The organism is Trichococcus pasteurii, assembly GCF_900112935.1.
Lineage (GTDB): Bacteria > Bacillota > Bacilli > Lactobacillales > Aerococcaceae > Trichococcus > Trichococcus pasteurii.
The window spans coordinates 151,942-173,463 of sequence record NZ_FONM01000004.1 but is presented as its reverse complement, the minus strand read 5'-3'; the positions used below and the strand labels follow the sequence as shown (position 1 = coordinate 173,463).

Genomic DNA, 21,522 nt, shown 5'->3' with positions numbered 1-21,522 from the left:
CACCTTCATTTCATATGCTTACTTCTTTTTGCCTCTGTCCTTCTTCCCTTTGGCTTTCTTGCCAGCTCGGGAATAGAACGGCTCTTTTCCTTTTGCGGTCTTTTTGCGCGGTCCGCTGTCGCGATCGGATTGGCCCGGTTTCCGTTTTTTGCCCTTCGGAATCTTCGCCCGGATCTGTTTGACCAGATCCTGGTCACTCTGGCTCTGGGTCTTATCCTTGTCGATGACCAAAGAGAAATCGATCGCGCGCGTGACCGGATCCGAATTTTCTACTTTGATTTTTACTTTTTGGCCGATACGGTAAATGACACCGGTGCGTTCGCCCATCAAAAGCATATGGCTTTCGATGTAGTTGAAATAATCTTCAGTCATTTTCGAAATATGCACGAGGCCTTCTACCGTGTTAGGCAACTGTACAAAGATGCCGAATTTCGTGACGGAGCTGATGACGCCCTCGAACTCTTGGCCGATTTTGTCCATCATGAATTCTGCCTTCTTGAGCGATTCGGTTTCGCGTTCCGCATCTACCGAGCGGCGTTCCATCTGCGAACTCTGAACGGCGATATCAGGCAACTGGCCTTTCCACTTCTCGACCACCTTCGGATCGGCGATGCCTTTTCCATACGTACGGATCAAACGGTGGACGATCAGATCGGGGTACCTTCTGATCGGTGAAGTGAAATGGGTATAATCTTTCGCAGCCAGGCCATAGTGGCCGACCGGTACCGCATCATATTTCGCTTGCTGCATGCTGCGCAACAGCGTGGTCGAAACAACGGCTTCGTATGGTTCGTCCTTGACTTTCGCCAAAACGGCCTGCAGTTGCTTCGGTTTGACGTTCTCATGCGTGCCGCTCACCAGAATGCCGAATGTCGTCACGAATTCCAGGAAGCGCATCATTTTGGTCGGGTCCGGTTGCTCATGGATCCGGTAGATGAAAGGCAGATTTGCCTTCGTGAAATGATGGGCGATCGTTTCATTCGCGCTCAACATGAAGGATTCGATGAGGCGCTCGCCGACACCGCGATCCTGCACATAGATGTCCAGCGGATGGCCATTTTCGTCCACGATGATTTTCGCTTCATCCGATTCGAAATCGATAGCGCCGCGTTTTTGGCGTTTCTTCAGGAGGATTTCATGAAGGATCCCCATTTCCTCGAACATCGGCACAAAATCGTTGTATTTTTCACGCAGTTTCTTGTCGTGGTCCATCAAGATCGCATTGACGTCGGAATAGGTCATCCGTTGTTTCGACTCGATGATGCTCGGGAAAATATCATAGGCGACCACTTCCCCATCCGCATCCAATTCCATTTCACAGGACATCGTCAAACGGTCTTCATGCGGCAGCAAGGAACAGATGCCGTTCGATAATTTTTGGGGCAGCATCGGCACGACGCGGTCCGTCAAATAGACGCTGGTGCCGCGTTCATAGGCTTCGCGATCGATCGGGGAATTCTCCGTCACGTAATAGGAAACATCCGCGATATGCACGCCCAAAAGATAATTGCCATTTTCGAGCCGTTTCAGGGAAATCGCATCATCCAAGTCTTTGGCATCGGCGCCGTCGATCGTGACGATCTGTTCCGAGCGCAAATCCCGTCTGCCTTCCAACGCCTCAGCCGGAATCTCCAAAGGAATGCCTTCAGCCTGGGCAAGCACATCTTCCGGAAATTCGGAAGGGATGCCGAATTTATAAAGGATGGCCAGGATATCAACGCCTGGTGCGTCCTTGTGGCCGATTTCTTTTGTTACCAGACCTTCCATTTTGATCGGATTCTGCGGTGTCGGATAGCTGGTGATTTCAACCAGACAGACACTGCCTTCCACAGGATGGATGCCTTCCGGTTTGATGTAGACGACGATGCTGTTGATTTTCGTATCCTGCGGGATGACAAAGCCCAAAAAGCCGGTTTCTTCACGGCGATCGGAATCGTAAGGAACAAACTCGCCGACGACCTGATTCGATTTGCGGGTCAAAACAGCGGTTACCTCGGCTTCGACGCCTCTGTCATTCCAAGGCTCCGCCTCGCGGGTGATCTTCACCTCGACCGTGTCCCCTTCCATAGCGCTTCCTGTTTTGCCGCGCGGGATGAAGAGGTCACTCTCATTCGGGTCGATGGTCACAAAGCCGAAACCGCGGTCGTTGCTGCGGAAAGTTCCCGTCATAGTGGCACTTTGCGCTTTAAGACGGAATTGTCCGGTCTTGTTCAGCACCAGAATTCCTCTTTCTTCCAATTGGGCAAAGACTTTTACTAATGCTTTGAATTCGTCGGAATCCGTGTATCCCAACGCTTCACTTACTTCCTTCAAGGTCATGCTCTTTGCGGCGTGCTCTTGAAAATAGGCTAGAACGTCAATTTGGATCTGATCTATCTTTCTCATGCTTATCCCTCATTCCAATTTAGTCGGTTCAAAAATGCCAAAACTGTTTCTTCAAATACGTTTCTGTCTTTCCCAACGGTGATGACGTGCGTTGCTTCCGGAAAGAAATGATAATCCACTTCCGCTTCCACCAGGCGATCCGCCAACAATTTCCCGCAATCGGCGCTGATCATTTCATCCTTGCCGGATTGCGCGATGTAATAAGGAACTGTGATATCGGCCAGATTTGCCTTGATCAGCTCCGTAAACTCATCCAATTGGGCAAGCTGGGCATTCAATTTTGGCTTCATCAATGCCAATTCATGCTCGATTTCCAGATTTGCCATGCCGAGCTTCTTTTTCGACAGCTTGGCGAAATGCATAAAACTGACCGGCACCCGGGAGTCCTCAAAACTGATGATCGGTGAATTGAAGGAGCCTCCACCGATGAATCCGCCTGTTTCGACGGCTCTTGTTGCCATGATGCCGCCCATTGACAACCCGAATACGGCAAGCTGATCGTAGCCCTTTTCCATCAGTTCTGCTTTTGCGCGCATGGCATCAGCGAACCAGACATCCGGGCCGCCCAAATCGAGGATGTCCTCAAAACGGCCGGTCGCATGTCCTGTAAAATTCGGTGCATATACAGTATACCCGTTCCGTTCCAAAAAGCGTCCCAACAAACGCACATCATTTGCGCTGCCGGTGTAGGCATGCAGCAAAAGGACCGCGCGCGGGCCAGCTTCGAAGAAAAAGGGTTCTGGTAAATTGATTGCTTTCATAAAATTCCTCCCAACTCGTTCATCTTCATTTTACTGTATTTACAGCTTTTTTCCTAATATATCAAATTTTTGCGGACGGAATCCCCAAGTAATGATTGCATTGTGCCGCACGGTTGGGACGACGCTCTTTTCGGACGAAAAAAAAGCAGAACCCGGAAATGTGGTTTCTGCCTGCAATAGTTAATTTGAGGATAGATAAGTTAAAGCCAGGGCGATCAAGATGAACAGCGCTCCCAGAACGACTGTGATCTGACGCAATACCGCTTCAAAACCTCTTGCCTTTTGTTTACCGAATAATTGCTCCGCTCCACCTGTAAGCGTGCTGGCTGCATTTGTTTTTGATGGCTGCATCAGCACAACAATGATCAACAGCACAGAAACAACCAACAGGGCCGTTAATAGTACATCGTATAATGACAAAGGATGGACCTCCCTATAATAATTTTCTACTACTAACTTTAGCACAAATTATAGGGTTTTGCTAGCAATTTCAGAAAAGAAAGCGTCCGGACCCGCTCGCCTCCACTGGAGGGAACAGTCCGGACGCTTTCGCACTCTTTAAACGTGTTCTGGATCCCAGAAATCTGTGCCTAAGCTGACTACCACACACGGACATAAAGCGTCCGCTTTGTGGTAATCCTCTTAGTGCTCGATTTCTGACCCGGGATCCATCACACTCTCTTTGAAACGTGTTCTGATTCGCACTCTTATCTTCTGATGATGCGGACGTTTACGACGCCGTCGATTTCTTTGATTTTTTCAATTACTTCATTCAGTACTGCTTCTTCTGTTTCGGCGATATCGATGACAGTGTAGGCATAGTTGCCACGGCTGCGGTTCAGGATATCTTCGATGTTGATGAAGTATTTAGCCAAGCCGGAAGAAATCTGGCCGACCATGTTCGGGATGTTCTTGTTGACGATCGTCAAACGGATCGGTGACTGCATCGCGATATCGACTCCCGGGAAGTTCACGGAATTCACGATATTCCCGGTTTCCAGGAAGTATTTCAATGTTTGGGCTGCCATGATTGCACAGTTCACTTCGGCTTCTTCAGTGGAAGCTCCCAAGTGAGGCATTACAATGATATCATCGTTGTGAAGCAAAGCTTCGTCGGCGAAATCCGTTACGTATTTGCGGATGCTCTTTTCTTTCAATGCTGCCAGCATATCAGCCGTGTTGACCAATTCGCCGCGGGCAAAGTTCAAAAGAACAGCATTGTCTTTCATTTGAGCCAGGAAGGCTGCGTCAACCATGCCTTTTGTTTCGGCATTGACTGGCACGTGAATGGAAATGTAGTCCGCTTTAGCCAATACTTCAGCGATTGAAGCAGCTTTTTGGACCCGGCGGTTGATGTTCCATGCTGTTTCCACAGAAACATATGGGTCATAACCGATGACTTCCATGCCCAAACGGAATCCGTCATTGGCCAACATTGCGCCGATAGCACCCAAACCGATGACACCCAATGTTTTTCCGGAGATTTCTGTCCCCGCAAATTGGCTTTTGCCTTTTTCGACTTGCTTCTCGACATCGTCACCGCTTAATGTTTGGACCCATTCCATTCCTTCTTTGATTGGACGGGCAGCCATGATCATAGCTGCCAAAACAAGCTCTTTAACCGCATTGGCATTCGCACCAGGTGTGTTGAAGACAACGACGCCTGCTTCGGAACACTCTTCAACGGGTACGTTGTTGACGCCGGCGCCGGCACGGGCGATGGCTTTCAAGCTTTCAGGGAATTCCATTCCGTGCAGTTTTTCGCTGCGCAGGATGATGCCGTCTGGATTTGCGCCTGAGTTAAGGGCGAATTGGTCTGCATTCAGTAAATTTAAGCCTTCTGGGGCAATCGCGTTGTAAGTTTTAATCTCGAACATTATTTGAATTTCCCTTCCTTAGCTTCAAAAGCTTTCATAAATTCTGTTAATTCTTTAACACCTTCATACGGGAATGCATTGTAGATACTTGCGCGCATACCGCCAACAGAACGGTGGCCTTTCAAGTTAAGGAAGCCTAATGCTGTAGCTTCTTTGACGAATTTCGCATCCAAGTCTTTGTCTCCGGTAACGAATGGGATATTCGTCAATGAACGGGAATTGACTGCAACAGGGGAAGAGAACAAGTCTGATTCTTCAATCGTACGGTACAGTAAGCCCGCTTTTTCTTCGTTCATTTTTACCATAGCTTCCACGCCGCCCAAATCCTTCAACCATTCGAAGACTAATTTGGCTACATAGATGGAGAAGCTTGGTGGTGTATTGTATAAAGAGTCGTTTTTGATGTGCGTACGGTAATCAAGCATGCTTGGCAATGTATTCTCGGTCTGGATCAGGTCTTCTTTCACGATTACGATCGTCAATCCTGCAGGCCCGATATTTTTTTGTGCGCCAGCGTAGATCAAACCGAAGTCGTTGACATCGTAACGGTTGGATAAAATGTTGGAAGACATATCGGCAACGATCGGTGCATTCACGAAACGAGGGATTGTTTGGAAAGCTGTTCCTTCGATTGTGTTGTTCGTTGTGATATGGATGTAGTCATACGCTTCGTCTGTTTCCGGAATTTCAGGAATGTAAGTGAAATTATCCGCTTCGGAACTAGCCAATACTTCAATATTCGGTACTTTTAAGATCTTAGCTTCAGAGATGGCTTTCTTAGCCCATGATCCGGAGTTGATGTAACCGACCTTGCCGCCCTTTCCAAGATTCATCGGAATCATGGAGAACTGTAGGCTTGCGCCACCTTGCAAGAACAAGACTTTATAGCCTTCAGGAATATTCATCAATTCCCTTAATAATTGCTCTGCATCTGAAATGATCTCTTCGAACAAGGAGGAGCGGTGGCTCATCTCCATAACTGACATGCCACTATCTTTGTAGGATAGCATTTCACTCTGTACTTTCTCTAAGACTGATTCTGGTAGTATTGCTGGACCAGCGGAAAAATTTCTTGCTCTTTTCATCCTTTTGTCTCCCCCTTATCAATTGTCCTCATTATTTATTAATTATAATTTAATCTTATTATAGCAGATTACGCGACGAATGAAAGCGAAAATGCCTATTTCCCAAAAATAATTACATACGGATGTTAGGAACAAACCTCGAAAATATCATAATATTGGTACCCAAATCGAATTTATCGACCAAAACCCGAACGTTGTAGCTTTATGCAACAAAAAAAGTCCGGCGTTCCAAGCGCCGGACTTTTCTCGTGTCTGGTCATCCCAGACGGTCTTTATGTGAAGACAGTGTTCCAAGCACTGCCTTCCTGTTAATCAATTAAAATTATTTGTTTTTTAGGTTGTAGAAAGATTTCAAACCATCGTATACAGCCAATTCACCTAATTGATCTTCGATGCGTAACAATTGGTTGTATTTAGCGATACGGTCAGTACGGCTCAATGAACCAGTTTTGATTTGTCCAGCGTTTGTTGCAACAGCGATGTCAGCGATTGTAGCATCTTCTGTTTCGCCTGAACGGTGAGAAACAACTGCAGTGTAACCAGCTTTTTTAGCCATTTCGATAGCTTCAAAAGTTTCAGTCAATGAACCGATTTGGTTAACTTTGATCAGGATTGAGTTAGCAACGCCTAATTCGATAGCTTTAGAAAGTTTTTCAGTGTTTGTAACGAACAAGTCGTCACCAACGATTTGAACTTTGTCGCCTAAAACTTCAGTTAATTTCTTAGTACCTTCCCAGTCATTTTCGTCCAAGCCATCTTCGATTGAGATGATTGGGTATTTTTTGCATAGGTCAGCGTAGAATTCGATCATTTCATCGACAGTCTTTTCGCCTTCGCCTGAATCAGCTAAGTCGTAAACACCTTTTTCTTTGTTGTAGAATTCTGAAGAAGCAGCATCCATAGCAAGAACAACGTCTTTACCAGGTACATAGCCAGCTTTTTCGATAGCTTCGATGATTACTTCGAAACCTTCTTCGTTTGAACCCAAGTTAGGAGCGAATCCACCCTCGTCACCTACAGCAGTAGAGTAACCTTTAGATTTCAAGATTGCAGCCAATGCGTGGAATACTTCAGCACCCATACGTAGAGCTTCTTTGAATGAAGGAGCGCCTACAGGCATGATCATGAATTCTTGGAAGTCGATGCTGTTGTCAGCATGTGATCCGCCGTTGATGATGTTCATCATTGGAGTTGGCAATGTTTTAGCGTTGAATCCGCCTAAGTATTGGTACAATGGTACATCCAGGTAATCTGCTGCAGCGCGAGCTACTGCGATAGATACTGCCAAGATTGCGTTTGCGCCTAATTTTTCTTTGTTAGGAGTGCCATCTAAGTCGATCATTGTTTTGTCGATCGCTAATTGGTCACGTACATCGAAACCTAAGATAGCGTCAGCAATGATGTCGTTTACGTTTTCTACAGCTTTCAAAACACCTTTTCCAAGGTAACGCGCTTTGTCTCCGTCACGTAATTCGATTGCTTCGTGTTCGCCAGTAGAAGCTCCTGATGGAACCATTCCGCGTCCGAAAGCGCCGCTCTCTGTGTAGACTTCAACTTCGATAGTTGGGTTACCGCGTGAATCAAGTACTTCTCTAGCTAAAATATCTGTAATGTATGGCATGGTTTTCTCTCCTTTTAGTTGGCTGAATTACTTGTGTTACCAAGTATCATTTTAGACAATTTTCTTACTTTATGCAATAGCTGAACCGTTTTGCTTATGCTTTAACGATCAGCGATTCGCCTGTCATTTCTGCTGGTTTTTCTACGTTCAATAAATCAAGCATAGTTGGGGCAACATCGGCCAATTTGCCGTCTGTGCGCAACGTGACGCCTTTTTTAGTAACGATCACAGGAACCGGTACGGTTGTGTGCGCAGTATGCGGTTGTCCGTCTTCAGTGGACATAGTATCCGCGTTACCGTGGTCAGCGAAGATGATGGCATAGCCACCTTTTGCATGGATAGCGTCAACGACTGCACCCAGGTTCTCATCTACTGCTTCAATCGCTTTGATTGTAGGTTCCAACATACCTGAATGACCTACCATGTCAGGGTTCGCAAAGTTAAGGATAATGGCGTCGTATTTGTCGTCATTGATCTCTTTCACTAATGCTTCGCCCACTTCATAAGCGCTCATTTCAGGTTTCAAATCATAGGTTGCAACTTTCGGTGAAGGGATCAGGATGCGTCCTTCGCCTTCGAAAGGCTCATGGCGTCCGCCGTTCATGAAGAAAGTTACGTGCGGATATTTTTCGGTTTCCGCAATGCGCAATTGTGAAAGTTGATGTTGAGCCAGAACTTCACCCAAAACGTTTGTCATCGGGATCGGCTTGAAGGCGATGTCCGCGATTACTGTATCTTGGTAAGAAGTCATCGTCACAAATTTCACATTTTTAGCGCGTTCCCCGCGATCAAAGTTGCTCCATTCTTCATTCGTGAACGCATTCGACAATTGAATCGCGCGGTCAGGACGGAAGTTGAAGAAAATGATAGCATCATTATCTTTCAGAGTTCCGATCGGTTCGCCATCTTTGACGATGACCGTCGGCAAGACGAATTCATCCGTTTTGCCATCTGCATAGCTTGCTTCTACAACAGCTTGCGCAGATTCAAATTTTTCGCCTTCGCCGTGTGCGATGGCGTTGTATGCCAATTCCACACGTTCCCAACGGTTGTCACGGTCCATAGCGTAGTAACGACCTGATACAGTCGCGATTTGGCCAAGTCCGATTTCTTCCATCGCTTTTTCTACTGTTTCGATGTAGCCTGGTGCAGCGTGCGGATCCACGTCGCGGCCATCAAGGAAAGCATGCAGATAAAGTTTTTTGACGCCTTTTTCTTTTGCGCTCTTGATCAATGCAATGATATGGTTGATGTGACTATGCACACCACCGTCAGAAAGCAGACCGAAAAGGTGCAAAGCAGAATCATTTTCTTTCGTGTGATCGTAAGCACCGACAAGCGCTTCGTTCGTCAAGAATTCGCCATCGATGATGGCTTTGTCGATTCTGGTCAAACTTTGGTAGACAACTCGTCCGGCACCAATGTTTGTATGCCCTACTTCGGAATTACCCATTTGGCCTTCAGGAAGTCCTACAGCCAATCCGGAAGCCAGCATCGTTGCATGCGGAAAATTGTTCCAATAACGGTCAAAGTTCGGTTTCTTTGCTAGCTTAACCGCATTGCCCATCATTTCGTTTCTCCAGCCGAAACCGTCCAAAATAATTATTGCTACCGGTTTTTTACTCATTATTTAATAGCCTCCAATAATGCTAAGAATGAATCAGGAACCAAACTAGCACCACCGACCAACGCGCCATCAATGTGTTCTTCAGCCATGTACTCTGCAATGTTTTCAGGTTTTACGCTGCCGCCGTATTGAACGCGCACTTTGTCAGCCACTTCTTGGCCGTAGATTGAAGCTACAGTTGCGCGTACTACGCCGCAAGTGTCGTTCGCATCTTGTGCTGAAGAAGATTTGCCTGTACCGATTGCCCAGATTGGCTCATAAGCGATGACCAGGTTAGCCACTTGATCTGCAGTCAGATCTTTCAAAGCTGCTGTAATTTGTCCTGAAACCCACTCGTTTGTTACGCCTGATTCGCGTTGTTCCAACGTTTCGCCGCAGCAAACGATAGGTGTCATGCCATTACGCAGAATAGCATGTGCTTTTTTGTTGATGTCTTCATCTGTTTCGTGGAAGTACTCACGTCTTTCAGAGTGTCCGATAATGACGTAGTCGACGCCTAAGTCGCCTAAAGCTTTCGGGCTGATTTCGCCAGTGAAGGCACCCTCTTCTTCAAAGTAACAGTTTTGCGCGGCAACTTTCAAATCAGTTCCCTCTGTAGCTGCTACCATGTTTTCTAAAAATAAAGCCGGTGATCCAATAACAGCTTCTACTTTATCAAAAGCAGGAACCTTAGTTTTTACAGCTTCGATGAATGCTTGTGCTTCCTTAGCTGTTTTGTTCATTTTCCAGTTACCGGCAATAATCGGTTTACGCAATATAATCACTCCTTAAGATAGGTTGCTTATTTGTCAGAAATTGATGCTACACCTGGTAATTCTTTACCTTCAAGGTATTCCAATGATGCTCCGCCACCTGTTGAGATGTGCGTGAAATCATCAGCAAAGCCCAATTGCATTGCTGCTGCAGCTGAGTCTCCGCCGCCGATGATTGTTACAGCATCGCTTAATTTAGCGATCGCTTCGCAGACACCGATTGTTCCTTGAGCAAAGTTAGATAATTCGAACACGCCCATAGGTCCGTTCCATACGACAGTTTTCGCGCCTTCAAGCTCTTTGGTGAACAATTCGACGGAAGCAGGTCCGATATCCAATGCCATTTGGTCAGCAGGGAATGCTTCGTTTTTCGCGATTGTGATTTCTCCATCGTTGCCGAACTCATGAGCCATTTTAGCATCGATAGGCAAAATCAATTTGTCGCCAGCGCTCTCCAACAATTCTTTAGCCAATTCGACTTTATCAGCTTCCAATAAGGATTTACCGATTTCCAAGCCTTGTGCTTTCATGAATGTGTAAGCCATGCCGCCGCCGATAAGTACTTTGTCAGCTTTGTTCAACAAGTGTTTGATGACACCGATCTTGTCGCTTACTTTCGCTCCGCCTAAGATAGCTACGAACGGACGAACAGGCTCGTCAACAGCTCCGCCGATGAACTTGATTTCTTTCTCCATCAAGAATCCAGCTGCGCTTTCAAGGTTAGAAGCGATTCCGACGTTAGAAGCATGTGCACGGTGAGCCGTACCGAATGCATCGTTTACGAAAAGGTCGCCCAGGCTAGCCCAGTATTTGCCCAATTCAGGATCGTTTTTGCTTTCTTTTTTGCCGTCAACATCTTCGAAACGAGTGTTTTCGAATACCAAAACATCTCCATCTTTCAAAGCTGCAACTGCAGCTTCTAAAGCTTCGCCGCGTGTTTCAGGAACGAAAGTGACTTCTTTGCCCAATAATTCAGCTAGACGGTCAGCTACAGGCTTCAAGCTCAACTTCGCTTTGTCTTCTTCCGTTTTTACTTTTCCCAAGTGAGAGAAAAGGATAACTTTTGCGTTGTTTTCGATCAAGTAGTTGATTGTAGGAAGAGCCTGAACGATACGGTTGTCGTTAGTGATTGCTCCATCTTTCATAGGAACATTGAAATCAGCACGAACCAATACTTTTTTTCCAGCTACATCTAAATCTGTTACAACTTTCTTTGTCATTACGTCGCCTCCTGATATGTGTATCTACATAAGAAAAGCGAGGAAGCGCGTTGCCTCCCCGCTTTTGTTATCTTCTACGATTCAGCTTTCAATAGATGAAAGACTTGATCTTATAAGCTAGCAAATTGTACTAAAGTACGAACTAATTGTGAAGCGTAAGACATTTCGTTGTCGTACCAAGCAACAGTTTTAACTAATTGTTTGTCTCCAACTGTCATTACTTTAGTTTGTGTTGCATCGAATAATGAACCGAAGTTCATGCCTACGATATCACTTGAAACCAATTGGTCTTCAGTGTAGCCGTAAGATTCGTTAGCAGCAGCTTTCATAGCAGCGTTGATTTCTTCTACAGTTACAGCTTTTTCCAATACAGTAACTAATTCAGTCAATGAACCAGTTGCAACAGGAACACGTTGAGCAGCTCCGTCTAATTTGCCTTTCAATTCAGGCAATACGTCACCGATAGCTTTAGCAGCACCAGTTGTGTTAGGAACGATGTTTTCTGCAGCAGCACGTGCACGACGGAAGTCACCTTTAGGATGTGGAGCATCCAAAGTGTTTTGGTCGCCAGTGTAAGCGTGGATTGTAGTCATTAAGCCTTCAACGATTCCGTATTGATCGTTCAATACTTGAGCCATTGGAGCTAAGCAGTTAGTTGTGCAAGATGCGCCTGAAACGATAACATCTTCAGCATCCAAAATGTTGTGGTTAACGTTATAAACGATTGTTTTAACGTCGCTGCCTGCTGGAGCAGATAATAGAACACGTTTAGCGCCTGCATCAACGTGAGCTTGAGCGCCTGATTTGCTCATGAAGAAACCAGTACATTCTAATACGAACTCTACGCCAAGTTCTGCCCATGGAAGATCTGCTGGGTTACGTTGTGATAACACTTTGATGTCTTTTCCGTTTACAGTGAAGAATCCGTCATTAACTTCTACATCACCATTGAATCTGCCTTGAGTTGTATCATATTTCAATAAGTGAGCCAACATTTTAGCGTCAGTCAAGTCATTGATTGCTACAACTTCGATTCCTTCTACTTCTTGAATACGGCGGAATGCTAAACGTCCAATACGTCCAAAACCGTTAATACCAACTTTTACTGTCATACTGAGATTTCCTCCTTAGGATAAGTCAAAATTTTTATTTTAAAGGGTTACCCCTTTTAAAATCAGATTAGCTGCGCCCTCATCCGTAATCAGCCATGTTTGATGCGGGGCATATTTCATGAACGCTTTAATAGCCTTGGCTTTCGTGCTTCCCCCTGCGATGGCCATCGCGTACGGGATCTTTTCGATGTCTTCAATCTGAAGTCCGAACCGGGACAATCGATAGACGATTTCGCCGTTCTCATTGAAGTAACAACCAAAGGCTTCACCTACCGCATTATGCGCTTCCAGGGACGAAATCAACCCGTGCGACATCCTGCGTCTTTCCATCATTACTTTAGCATTACCGATACTATATAACAAGCAGTTTGCCTTTTTCATGACGGATAGAGTATGTTTGATTGATGGCTCGGATTTCATGGACGCATAAGCTTTTTCGCTCAAATTATCGGGAACGAAAAGCGCCATGTTCTCACCGCCGACCAATTGCGCCATACGATCGCTGACACTGTTGGCTTGTATCGACATGGATTCGCCCAAACCGCCTCGCGTCGGAACAAAAATGAACTCCCTGTTTTGGGACAATTCAGGTGAAAAATGTTCGGCAGCCCGTGCCATTGTGCTTCCGCCAGCAACAGCAACGATAAATTCGCCTGCCGGCAATAGTGCATGCAGTTCTTTGGCGGCTGTTTTTCCGATTTCATCCAGTACGGATGCATCTTCATCACTGTCACCAGGAACAATCCTACAAAACTGAATGTTCAGATAATCCGCTAGCGCCTTTTCTTTCGCATCCATATTCAGCAATAACCGCATGAACCTTTCCAGCTGACGGAAAATATTTTCGCCTTCCTCGGTCAGTTCCATCCCGTTCTTCGAACTGGAAAGAAGACCTTGTTTCCGCAAAAAATCTGTCTCAGTCCGCAAAGTCCTTTCTGATAAGGAAACTTTATCGGCCAGGACGCGTCTCCCGACTGGAGCGTACATTTGGATATTACGCATAATATGGTAACGATTTTGAAGGACTGACATAATGTCCGGGACTATTTGCTGTAAGACTGAAATAGACTCTTCCATAAAAACCCTCTCCATTTGCACGTGGACGCTTTTCGCCCCGCTGCAATCTTAGGCGGTCCTCGTTTATTTCATATCAGGAGAGATGGAATAAGACTGTAAATATTTTTTACTTCCGTCTATTCTCCCTCGTCTTTACTTCATTATTTTAACAGTAAACACTAGACGTTTCAAGCGTTTTGGCAAATTAATTCGAATTCCCTCAAAATAGATTCGTTCAATATATCACGAGTAACCTATAATCCGATTGTCTTTTAGATGTACGCTTTCAGAAAACCTTGATACAGCAACCATTACACAAGGGTCGATATATGTCCCGTTATTGTTTAGCGTTTCGCATCTTTTTACTTATCATTAGCGCTTTTAGAGCCTATTCGCCGCATAATTGGTGCAACAAAAATGTCCCACGGTCCGTTTCGATCATTTTATCCAAGACACCTTCGCGCATGACAGTGACCGGGATCGCCAAATCTTCCGCCAAACGATTCACATCGAGGGGTTCCAACTCACGGCCTTCAAGGAAAAAGCCTTTCTGCAAGCTGCTGATCAATTCGCCTGCCGCAAGCAGTAACTCTTTTCTGAATGCCACTGCCGACCGCAGCAGTTCCCATTCCGTTTTCTTCGCTGCCAGGAATTGTTGCACGTCCTCATCATCATGCAGCATCATCTCTTCATAGTAGTCTTTTTGGAAAACGACAAACGGAGAAGCCCACTCATTGTATTTCACCGCCAGCTGCCCATCCACTAGTTGCAGATAAAGATCCGGTCTCGTTAAAGAGAGACTGTCATCACCGAATGCCGATCCTGGTGTTGGGTCCAAGGTTTGGGCATACTCGAATACCACCTTCACGTCAGCCAGCTCAACATCCAGCTCGTCCGCTATCGCTTGCCAGTTTTTATCGCTGAGGGCCGTAAAGTAATTTTCCAGAATATAATAGGCGATTTCCGGCGCATATTCATCGCGCTCCGTCTGCAGCATCAGACATTCCTGCAGATTCCGGGCCCCGACACCTGGGGGATCCAATTGATGCAGCAGCGTCAACGCGTCCAGCATTACGATCGGTTCGACACCCTTCTGTTCCGCTGCTTCATTCAGATCGATGGTGACGTACCCTTCCGGATTGATGAAAGCCACCAAAAATAAAACCAGCTCGCGCAAGGGTGTATCCCGCATATTTGCATAGATTTGCTCCAATAAAAATGTATCCAACGCCGGCACTTCTTCAAATACCTGATCCATGGCGGAAACCGTGTCCATCGGATCGTCCTTATCCGGCTTATACACTACCGTTTTCTCTTTTACAGCCCGTTCATCGAATTCTCTATTGATTCTCACTTCGATCAGAGGATTGCCTAACGCTTTTTGTTGAAGATAAGTGAACAATTCTTCATTGTCGTAACCCACCAGTTTCAGCGATTCCTCCAAGCTTTCCTTATCCATATGCACATTTGATATAACCGACACACCAATCCCTCCTCACCTTTTCAGAATCATTTTATCACACACACGCATCGATTGAAATCGTTTTCAACCGATGCGGTTAATTTCAGCCGGGACAAAATTGTTGTATCTGAAGATTCAAGGAGGTTCTGATGATCTGAAACGGCGTTCCAAATATTCCGAATAATTCGAAATTGAATTTCCCCCTTGCCATCTTTCACGCTATGGGTTATAATTTTAATGTTGCTTGTCTCCTTAGTGTAATGGATATCACGTAAGATTCCGGTTCTTGAGATGGGGGTTCGATTCCCTCAGGAGACGTATTATTTTATTGATGCATCTACGTTTTCAGCTTCCGAATGCAAAAGCGAATAAAAAAATCTCCTTTCCCAAGCGGAAGAGGAGATTTTTTTATTCGCTTTATTTTCCGCCCTGAATCCGATAAGCATTTTCAAAATCTATTTTTGGACATTTGCTGGCTGAAACGATATGATTGACTAAGGTATATTTCATCAGAAATCGCTGGCCTTCTGGGCAAACATTACAATTGACCTTTTCTGACCAATGCGTTAAAATAAACCATGTAAAGAAAAACTGTTCATTCAAACGAACGAGGAGGAAACACATATGAATTTAATCCCTACAGTAATCGAACAATCATCCCGTGGTGAACGTGCGTATGATATTTATTCCCGTCTTCTGAAGGATCGCATCATCATGCTGAGCGGCCCGATCGATGACAACACAGCGAACTCTGTCATCGCGCAATTGCTTTTCTTGGATGCACAGGATTCAGAAAAAGATATCTACATCTACATCAACTCTCCAGGCGGCAGCGTCTCTGCCGGTTTGGCCATCTACGATACAATGAACTTCATCAAGGCGGACGTTCAGACGATCGCAATGGGTATGGCAGCTTCCATGGGCAGCTTCTTGTTGACTGCCGGCGAGAAAGGCAAACGTTTCGCATTGCCGAATGCTGAGATCATGATCCACCAACCGCTTGGCGGCGCTCAAGGTCAAGCAACCGAAATCGAAATCGCAGCCCGTCACATCCTGCAAACACGCGAACGCCTGAACAAAATTTTGGCGGAACGCACAGGTCAACCGATGGAAGTCATCGAACGCGATACCGACCGCGACAACTACATGACCGCCCAACAAGCGAAAGAATACGGCTTGATCGACGAAGTAATGGTCAACTCAAAATCATTGAAATAAGAATGTCCGGAAAAAGCAAAGACGACCAGCAGAATGATGCTGATCGTCTTCGCTTTTTGTTTTGTGGTAGTTTGGCAGCAAGGCTGTGGCCGTCGTTGATCGGAGCACAGCCGTAGATTGAAGGGAGTCCGCAGCGAAAAGGATCCGGCTCCCCACCACCCTCCTCTAATTCAACAAAAAAGGCAGACGGAACGCAATCGTTCCTGTCTGCCTTTTTTGTTTCCTTAACGGATATAATTGAAGATATGTTCCCAAGTCTGTCTGCTGAAGACAAGCATCGGATTGCCGTCACCGAGGACGCCATATCCGACCATCAGACCGGCTCCGAACAGAATGAAGGCCATCAACATGAAAATCAAAACCCACATCACCGTTGATAGTACAGGTTTGAAATCAAATTTCACAGCGCTCACCTATCTTCCTTTTTTGATTTTTGTTTTTTGGATCAGTCGCGCCAATAATCCGAAAAGCCCGCTGGATGGACGATTCTTCTGGTCAATGTTATTCAGGAGGATACCCGTTCCCAATGCGACAGCATCCAAAGGTTTTTCTGCAGCGAACACAGGAACTTTCAACTCGCTCGAGAAGAGTTTCTCGATCCCGCTGATCAAGGCACCCCCACCTGTCAACACGATTCCGGTATTGATGATGTCCGCAGCCAACTCGGGAGGCGTCATTTCCAAAACTTCCTTCGCTTGCTCCACGACAAGAACCAAGGTCTCGTGCATCGCTTCGTACACTTCTTTGGAAGTGATATAGATGGTGCGCGGAAGACCTGTCACCATGTCACGTCCACGGATTTCCATCTTCTCTTCCTTCTCAGGCTCCAAAGCGGTTCCGATTGTGATTTTGATCTTTTCAGCTGTCCGCTCGCCGATCAATAATTTGTGTTCTCTTTTCACGAAGTTCATGATGTCGGCATCCAGTTTATCACCGGCCGTTTTGATTGAGCTGCTCGTTACGATGCCGCCCAATGACAAGACTGCGATATCACTCGTTCCGCCACCCATATCGATGACCATATTTCCGTTCGGCTGGAAAATGTCAAGTCCGGCTCCGACAGCCGCAACTTTCGGTTCTTCCTCCAGATACACATTCTTGCCGCCGCTTTTTTCCGCGGCTTGGATGATCGCTTTTTGTTCGATTGTAGTGATGTTCGTCGGACAACAGATCAAAATGTTCGGCTTGGTCAAAAAGCCCTTCACATTCAAGCGATCAATAAAGTGGGTCAGCATTGCTTCTGTGATGTCAAAGTCTGCGATTACGCCGCCTTTCAACGGACGGATGACTCTGATGTTTGCCGGCGTACGCCCAACCATCATATAGGCTTCTTCCCCAACTGCTAAAACTTTTCCGGTTTTTGTGTCTACTGCGACAACGGAAGGCTCGTTCAAGACGATACCTTTCCCCTTAACGTGAATCAGTACGTTCGCTGTACCTAAATCGATTCCTATATCTCTGGCCACGTTGTTCCCCTCTCAAACATTCATCATTTAGCATCAGCTATCTTGCGGACGACAGTTGTCCGGCTTATTTTGTGAAAAGTGCTTCAACATCTGCATCGCTGAAGACATTCTTTTCATCTTCCGTTACACGTTCCACATCAGCACCTAATGCCTGCAATTTTTTATCGAATTCATAATAACCGCGGTCCAAATGCGATAGGTTTGTGACGCGCGTATAGCCTTTGGAAACAAGGCCAGCGATGATCAAGGCAGCTGCCGCTCGCAAATCCGATGCGGATACTTCCGCGCCTTGCAGATCAGTATTTCCATGAATCAGGACCGTCTGCCCTTCGACTTTGAAATCAGCATTCATACGGCGCATCTCTTCCAAGTGCATGAAGCGGTTTTCAAATACTGTTTCGGTCATTGTGCTCGTGCCTTGGGACACCAATTGCGCGATCGTCATTTGCGACTGCATGTCGGTAGGGAATCCTGGATGCGGCATTGTTTTGACGTCAGTTGCTTTTAAAGAACGTGGACCGATAACGCGCAGGCCATTGTCTTCTTCCTGGAAAGCAACATGCATCTCCTTCAGTTTTGAAATCAGCGGTTTGTTGTGATCGGCAATCGCATCTTCAATGAACACATTTCCGTTCGTGACTGCGGCTGCGATCATGAATGTTCCTGCTTCGATACGGTCCGGGATGATCGAATGTTCCGTCCCTTTCATGGACGAAACGCCTTCGATACGGATTGTTTCTGTTCCGGCTCCGATCACTTTAGCGCCCATGCGGTTCAGGAAATTCGCCAAATCGACGATTTCAGGTTCGCGTGCGACGTTTTCGATGATGGTGGTCCCTTCAGCCAAAGTAGCGCCCATCATGATGTTCTGGGTAGCACCGACACTCGGGAAATCCAAGTAGATGCGTGCGCCGACTAATCTGTCGACTTTTGCTTCAACAAAACCGTTTTCGATTTTGATGTCGGCTCCCATTGCTTCGAAGCCCTTCAGGTGAAGGTCGATAGGCCTTGTTCCGATGGCACATCCGCCCGGCAAAGCGATGCGCGCGTGCCCCAGACGTGCTAATAGCGGACCCATGACGACGATTGATGCACGCATTTTGCTGACATAAGCAAATGGTGCTTCAAAATTAATGTCGTTTGATGCATCCGCTAAGATGGTGTTGTTGTTTTCTTGAAATTCAACGCCGACATTCAGATGTTTCAGAACATTATTCATTGTGAATACATCGGACAGTATCGGAACGTTCGTCAATACAGATTGCCCTTCGCTTGCCAAAAGTGTAGCAGCCAAAATCGGCAAAACTGCGTTTTTCGCGCCTTCAACTTTAACTGTTCCTTCAAGGCGGTTACCGCCGCGAACAATTATTTTTTCCATTAAAAATCCCTCCGAAAGTCAAATGTGATCTCATTTGTATGGTTGTATGCAACTATTTAAAAAAACGGAACTCTGATCTGCCCGTGCAGGCACACTCTACTGTGCAACCGTGAGCGGATCATGAGAACAGTAAGTAACTGATATTCCGCGAAGTCGTCACCAACTCAAGCAGAAACGTACTTACCGTATAGCCTAAAGCAATCGACAGAAAGAAATAGAGCACTCGTGCTTCGCGTATGTGCCCCTTCCTGATCCATTTCTCCAATCTGATGGCTTTCATCGACCAGAAAGAAATGAAAATGAATATCATATGGGATAGCAATACTATTATACCGTTAAACATTGTTATGTCCAAGCGACGCACTCCTCCCATATTCTCAAACTATACTAACATAAATATTTTGAAAAAAAAACCAGGAAGCTCGTTTTTGTCTGACCATCCCCTAAGAATTTAATAAGAAAATCGTTTACATTTGTTTTCTTAATCAGGTATAATAATATGTTACAATACATCGAAATGAAATTGTGGGCTATTTCTGTAGATAATTTGTGCATATTATCCCATCCACTAATTAATTGTCAGGAAATAAACAGATCAAGCTAAAAAAGAGGCCAACGATGGCCTCTTTTTTAGCTTGATTTGTTTTTCGAAACACCGATACGGTTGATAGCTTTCGATAGCGAAATCTTCGCGCGTTGGAATTCTTTTTCATTTTTGAAATCACGCGCTTCTGCCATACGTTTTTCGGCGCGTTCTTTCGCGACTTCTGCACGGTCGATATCGATATCCCGTGCGCGTTCCGCGCTGTTGGCAATGATGTTTACCACGTTATCACGCACTTCCATGATGCCGCCATTGACGGCAATATGGTTCTGCGCCAACTCATCGGTCACACGCGTTACGATCAGGTCGGCGATCGCCAAAGGCACAATGATCGGGGTATGGTTTGGCATGATCGTAATGCCGCCGTCCGTTGTCTTTGCGGTCACCGCTTTAGCGCGATGCTGAAAGGCGATACCATCCGGCGTCACCACATTGACTTGCAGGTATGCCATCTCATTCCCCTCCTTTATAGCCTAATTCTTTCGCTTTTTTCAGAACTTCTTCGATCGTGCCGACGTTGCGGAACGCTTCTTCCGGCACCCCGTCGTATTTGCCTTCCACAATCCCTTTGAAGCCTCGGACGGTTTCCGCTACAGGGACATAAGATCCCGGAACGCCGGTAAAGGCTTCGGCCACATGGAAGTTTTGGGATAAGAAGAATTGGATTCTTCTTGCACGGTTAACAGTGATTTTTTCGGAATCGGACAGTTCGTCCATCCCAAGGATAGCAATGATGTCCTGCAGTTCACGGTAACGTTGCAGAATGCGTTGCACTTTTGTGGCTACGTCGTAATGTTCATCCCCAACGATTTCCGGAGATAACGCACTGGAAGAAGAAGCCAACGGATCCACAGCAGGATAAATCCCTTGTTCCGTCAGTTTACGCTCCAAGTTGGTCGTTGCATCCAGATGGGCAAAGGTTGTTGCCGGTGCCGGATCGGTATAGTCATCCGCCGGTACATAGATTGCTTGGATGGAAGTGATCGAACCATCTTTAGTGGAACTGATCCGCTCCTGCAGTTGGCCCATTTCTGTCGCCAATGTCGGTTGATAGCCTACCGCGGAAGGCATGCGGCCCAATAGCGCGGAAACTTCGGAACCAGCTTGAGTGAACCGGTAAATATTATCGATGAACAACAGCACATCCTGTTTTTCTTCATCACGGAAATGTTCCGCCATCGTCAAACCGGACAAGGCGACGCGCATACGTGCACCTGGCGGCTCATTCATCTGACCGAATACCATGGCTGTCTTTTCGCCGACGCCTGACTCCTGCATTTCGTGGTATAGGTCATTTCCTTCACGCGTACGCTCGCCGACACCCGTGAATACCGAGATACCGCCATGCTGTTCCGCTACGTTATGGATCAATTCTTGGATCAGTACCGTCTTACCGACACCGGCTCCACCGAAGAGACCGATTTTTCCGCCTTTCAGATATGGCGCCAGTAAATCGATGACTTTGATGCCTGTTTCCAGGATTTCAAAGTTACTACTCAACTGATCAAAAGTCGGTGCTTTTCTGTGGATGGATTCACGACGGAAATCGGCAGGGACAGCGCCCTTCAAATCGATTGCCTCACCCAACACGTTGAACACACGGCCCAGAGTTCCTAAACCGACCGGCACTTTGATGGGTGCACCGGTATCGACGACAGTCAATCCTCTTTGCAGGCCATCGGTCGATTCCATTGCGATTGCTCGAACAACGCCATTCCCCAGTTCAAGCGAAACCTCCAAAACGATGGTCTCCCCTTCTTCATTACTCCCAGCTGCGGGTGCCTTATGTACGATCAGCGCATTGCGGATGTCCGGGACACCTTCTTCCAATGGGAAGCCAACGTCGACTACCGGCCCAATTACTTGTACAATATGACCTTTTTTCATGCCTTTTCCTC

At 46.3% G+C, this 21,522-nt stretch carries 18 protein-coding genes, 1 tRNA gene and 1 pseudogene; 2 read left to right on the top strand and 18 right to left on the bottom strand.

From position 1 onward, the window contains the following. Positions 1-18 precede the first annotated feature (18 nt). From rnr to BM184_RS05920, 12 genes are all read right to left on the bottom strand, one after another. Positions 19-2,385 carry a ribonuclease R gene (gene rnr, locus BM184_RS05975; protein WP_086942590.1) on the bottom strand — a complete coding sequence of 789 codons (2,367 nt, stop codon included), beginning with the start codon at positions 2,383-2,385 and terminating at the stop codon, positions 19-21. Positions 2,386-2,387: 2 nt separating this feature from the next. After that, positions 2,388-3,146, bottom strand: a complete 759-nt coding sequence (locus BM184_RS05970; protein WP_086942589.1) for an alpha/beta hydrolase — start codon at positions 3,144-3,146, stop codon at positions 2,388-2,390. A 180-nt stretch (positions 3,147-3,326) separates the two neighbouring features. Beyond that, positions 3,327-3,566: a preprotein translocase subunit SecG gene (gene secG / locus BM184_RS05965; RefSeq protein ID WP_068561081.1), complete on the bottom strand. Its 240-nt coding sequence runs from the start codon at positions 3,564-3,566 to the stop codon at positions 3,327-3,329. A 287-nt stretch (positions 3,567-3,853) separates the two neighbouring features. Further along, positions 3,854-5,023, bottom strand: a complete 1,170-nt coding sequence (locus BM184_RS05960; RefSeq protein ID WP_086942588.1) for a phosphoglycerate dehydrogenase — start codon at positions 5,021-5,023, stop codon at positions 3,854-3,856. Beyond that, complete coding sequence (serC, locus tag BM184_RS05955; RefSeq protein ID WP_086942587.1) at positions 5,023-6,108, bottom strand: 3-phosphoserine/phosphohydroxythreonine transaminase; 1,086 nt, start codon at positions 6,106-6,108, stop codon at positions 5,023-5,025. Before serC ends, BM184_RS05960 begins: the two co-directional genes overlap by 1 nt. Positions 6,109-6,430: 322 nt before the next feature. Continuing rightward, positions 6,431-7,729, bottom strand: coding sequence for a phosphopyruvate hydratase (eno, locus tag BM184_RS05950; protein ID WP_086942586.1), 1,299 nt, complete (start codon positions 7,727-7,729; stop codon positions 6,431-6,433). Positions 7,730-7,823: 94 nt separating this feature from the next. Continuing rightward, positions 7,824-9,356 (bottom strand): 2,3-bisphosphoglycerate-independent phosphoglycerate mutase, encoded by a 1,533-nt coding sequence (gpmI, locus tag BM184_RS05945; RefSeq protein ID WP_086942585.1) that lies wholly within the window; start codon positions 9,354-9,356, stop codon positions 7,824-7,826. Then, the gene (gene tpiA / locus BM184_RS05940) at positions 9,356-10,111 is read right to left on the bottom strand and encodes a triose-phosphate isomerase (protein ID WP_086942584.1); all 756 of its coding nucleotides are present in this window, start codon (positions 10,109-10,111) and stop codon (positions 9,356-9,358) included. Before tpiA ends, gpmI begins: the two co-directional genes overlap by 1 nt. Positions 10,112-10,137: 26 nt before the next feature. Next, positions 10,138-11,328: a phosphoglycerate kinase gene (locus BM184_RS05935; RefSeq protein WP_086942583.1), complete on the bottom strand. Its 1,191-nt coding sequence runs from the start codon at positions 11,326-11,328 to the stop codon at positions 10,138-10,140. 110 nt (positions 11,329-11,438) lie between these two features. Continuing rightward, positions 11,439-12,440, bottom strand: coding sequence for a type I glyceraldehyde-3-phosphate dehydrogenase (gene gap, locus BM184_RS05930; protein ID WP_086942582.1), 1,002 nt, complete (start codon positions 12,438-12,440; stop codon positions 11,439-11,441). A 39-nt stretch (positions 12,441-12,479) separates the two neighbouring features. Beyond that, entirely contained in the window at positions 12,480-13,517 is a 1,038-nt protein-coding gene (locus BM184_RS05925) for a sugar-binding transcriptional regulator (protein ID WP_086942581.1), read from the bottom strand. Between the two features lie 367 nt (positions 13,518-13,884). Then, positions 13,885-14,979 (bottom strand): RNA polymerase factor sigma-54, encoded by a 1,095-nt coding sequence (locus BM184_RS05920; RefSeq protein WP_143091115.1) that lies wholly within the window; start codon positions 14,977-14,979, stop codon positions 13,885-13,887. 225 nt (positions 14,980-15,204) lie between these two features. On the opposite strand from BM184_RS05920, the gene BM184_RS05915 reads away from it, so the two are divergent. Both BM184_RS05915 and clpP read left to right on the top strand, forming a co-directional pair. Next, positions 15,205-15,276, top strand: a tRNA-Arg gene (locus BM184_RS05915). 279 nt (positions 15,277-15,555) lie between these two features. Then, positions 15,556-16,176: an ATP-dependent Clp endopeptidase proteolytic subunit ClpP gene (clpP, locus tag BM184_RS05910; protein WP_256213046.1), complete on the top strand. Its 621-nt coding sequence runs from the start codon at positions 15,556-15,558 to the stop codon at positions 16,174-16,176. 224 nt (positions 16,177-16,400) lie between these two features. On the opposite strand, the gene BM184_RS05905 is transcribed toward clpP, so the two are convergent. The 6 genes and pseudogenes from BM184_RS05905 to atpD form a co-directional block, all read right to left on the bottom strand. Continuing rightward, positions 16,401-16,589, bottom strand: a complete 189-nt coding sequence (locus BM184_RS05905; RefSeq protein ID WP_245830665.1) for a DNA-directed RNA polymerase subunit beta — start codon at positions 16,587-16,589, stop codon at positions 16,401-16,403. A gap of 81 nt (positions 16,590-16,670) precedes the next feature. Then, positions 16,671-17,642: pseudogene (gene mreB / locus BM184_RS05900) on the bottom strand (rod shape-determining protein MreB); the annotation flags it as partial. A gap of 64 nt (positions 17,643-17,706) precedes the next feature. Then, entirely contained in the window at positions 17,707-19,020 is a 1,314-nt protein-coding gene (murA, locus tag BM184_RS05895) for a UDP-N-acetylglucosamine 1-carboxyvinyltransferase (protein WP_086942578.1), read from the bottom strand. A 118-nt stretch (positions 19,021-19,138) separates the two neighbouring features. Beyond that, positions 19,139-19,375, bottom strand: coding sequence for a DUF1146 family protein (locus BM184_RS05890; RefSeq protein WP_233436831.1), 237 nt, complete (start codon positions 19,373-19,375; stop codon positions 19,139-19,141). Positions 19,376-19,650: 275 nt separating this feature from the next. Further along, positions 19,651-20,076 (bottom strand): F0F1 ATP synthase subunit epsilon, encoded by a 426-nt coding sequence (locus BM184_RS05885; protein ID WP_086942577.1) that lies wholly within the window; start codon positions 20,074-20,076, stop codon positions 19,651-19,653. Position 20,077: 1 nt separating this feature from the next. Beyond that, on the bottom strand, positions 20,078-21,511 hold the full coding sequence (gene atpD / locus BM184_RS05880; protein WP_086942725.1) for a F0F1 ATP synthase subunit beta: 1,434 nt from the start codon (positions 21,509-21,511) through the stop codon (positions 20,078-20,080). Positions 21,512-21,522 lie beyond the last annotated feature (11 nt).

Coding starts and splice junctions, on each gene's coding strand:
- rnr (WP_086942590.1), bottom strand. CDS start 2,385: ATGAGAAAGATAGATCAGATCCAAATTGACGTTCTAGCCTATTTTCAA.
- BM184_RS05970 (WP_086942589.1), bottom strand. CDS start 3,146: ATGAAAGCAATCAATTTACCAGAACCCTTTTTCTTCGAAGCTGGCCCG.
- BM184_RS05960 (WP_086942588.1), bottom strand. CDS start 5,023: ATGTTCGAGATTAAAACTTACAACGCGATTGCCCCAGAAGGCTTAAAT.
- serC (WP_086942587.1), bottom strand. CDS start 6,108: ATGAAAAGAGCAAGAAATTTTTCCGCTGGTCCAGCAATACTACCAGAA.
- eno (WP_086942586.1), bottom strand. CDS start 7,729: ATGCCATACATTACAGATATTTTAGCTAGAGAAGTACTTGATTCACGC.
- gpmI (WP_086942585.1), bottom strand. CDS start 9,356: ATGAGTAAAAAACCGGTAGCAATAATTATTTTGGACGGTTTCGGCTGG.
- BM184_RS05935 (WP_086942583.1), bottom strand. CDS start 11,328: ATGACAAAGAAAGTTGTAACAGATTTAGATGTAGCTGGAAAAAAAGTA.
- gap (WP_086942582.1), bottom strand. CDS start 12,440: ATGACAGTAAAAGTTGGTATTAACGGTTTTGGACGTATTGGACGTTTA.
- BM184_RS05925 (WP_086942581.1), bottom strand. CDS start 13,517: ATGGAAGAGTCTATTTCAGTCTTACAGCAAATAGTCCCGGACATTATG.
- murA (WP_086942578.1), bottom strand. CDS start 19,020: ATGGAAAAAATAATTGTTCGCGGCGGTAACCGCCTTGAAGGAACAGTT.
- BM184_RS05885 (WP_086942577.1), bottom strand. CDS start 20,076: ATGGCATACCTGCAAGTCAATGTGGTGACGCCGGATGGTATCGCCTTT.
- atpD (WP_086942725.1), bottom strand. CDS start 21,511: ATGAAAAAAGGTCATATTGTACAAGTAATTGGGCCGGTAGTCGACGTT.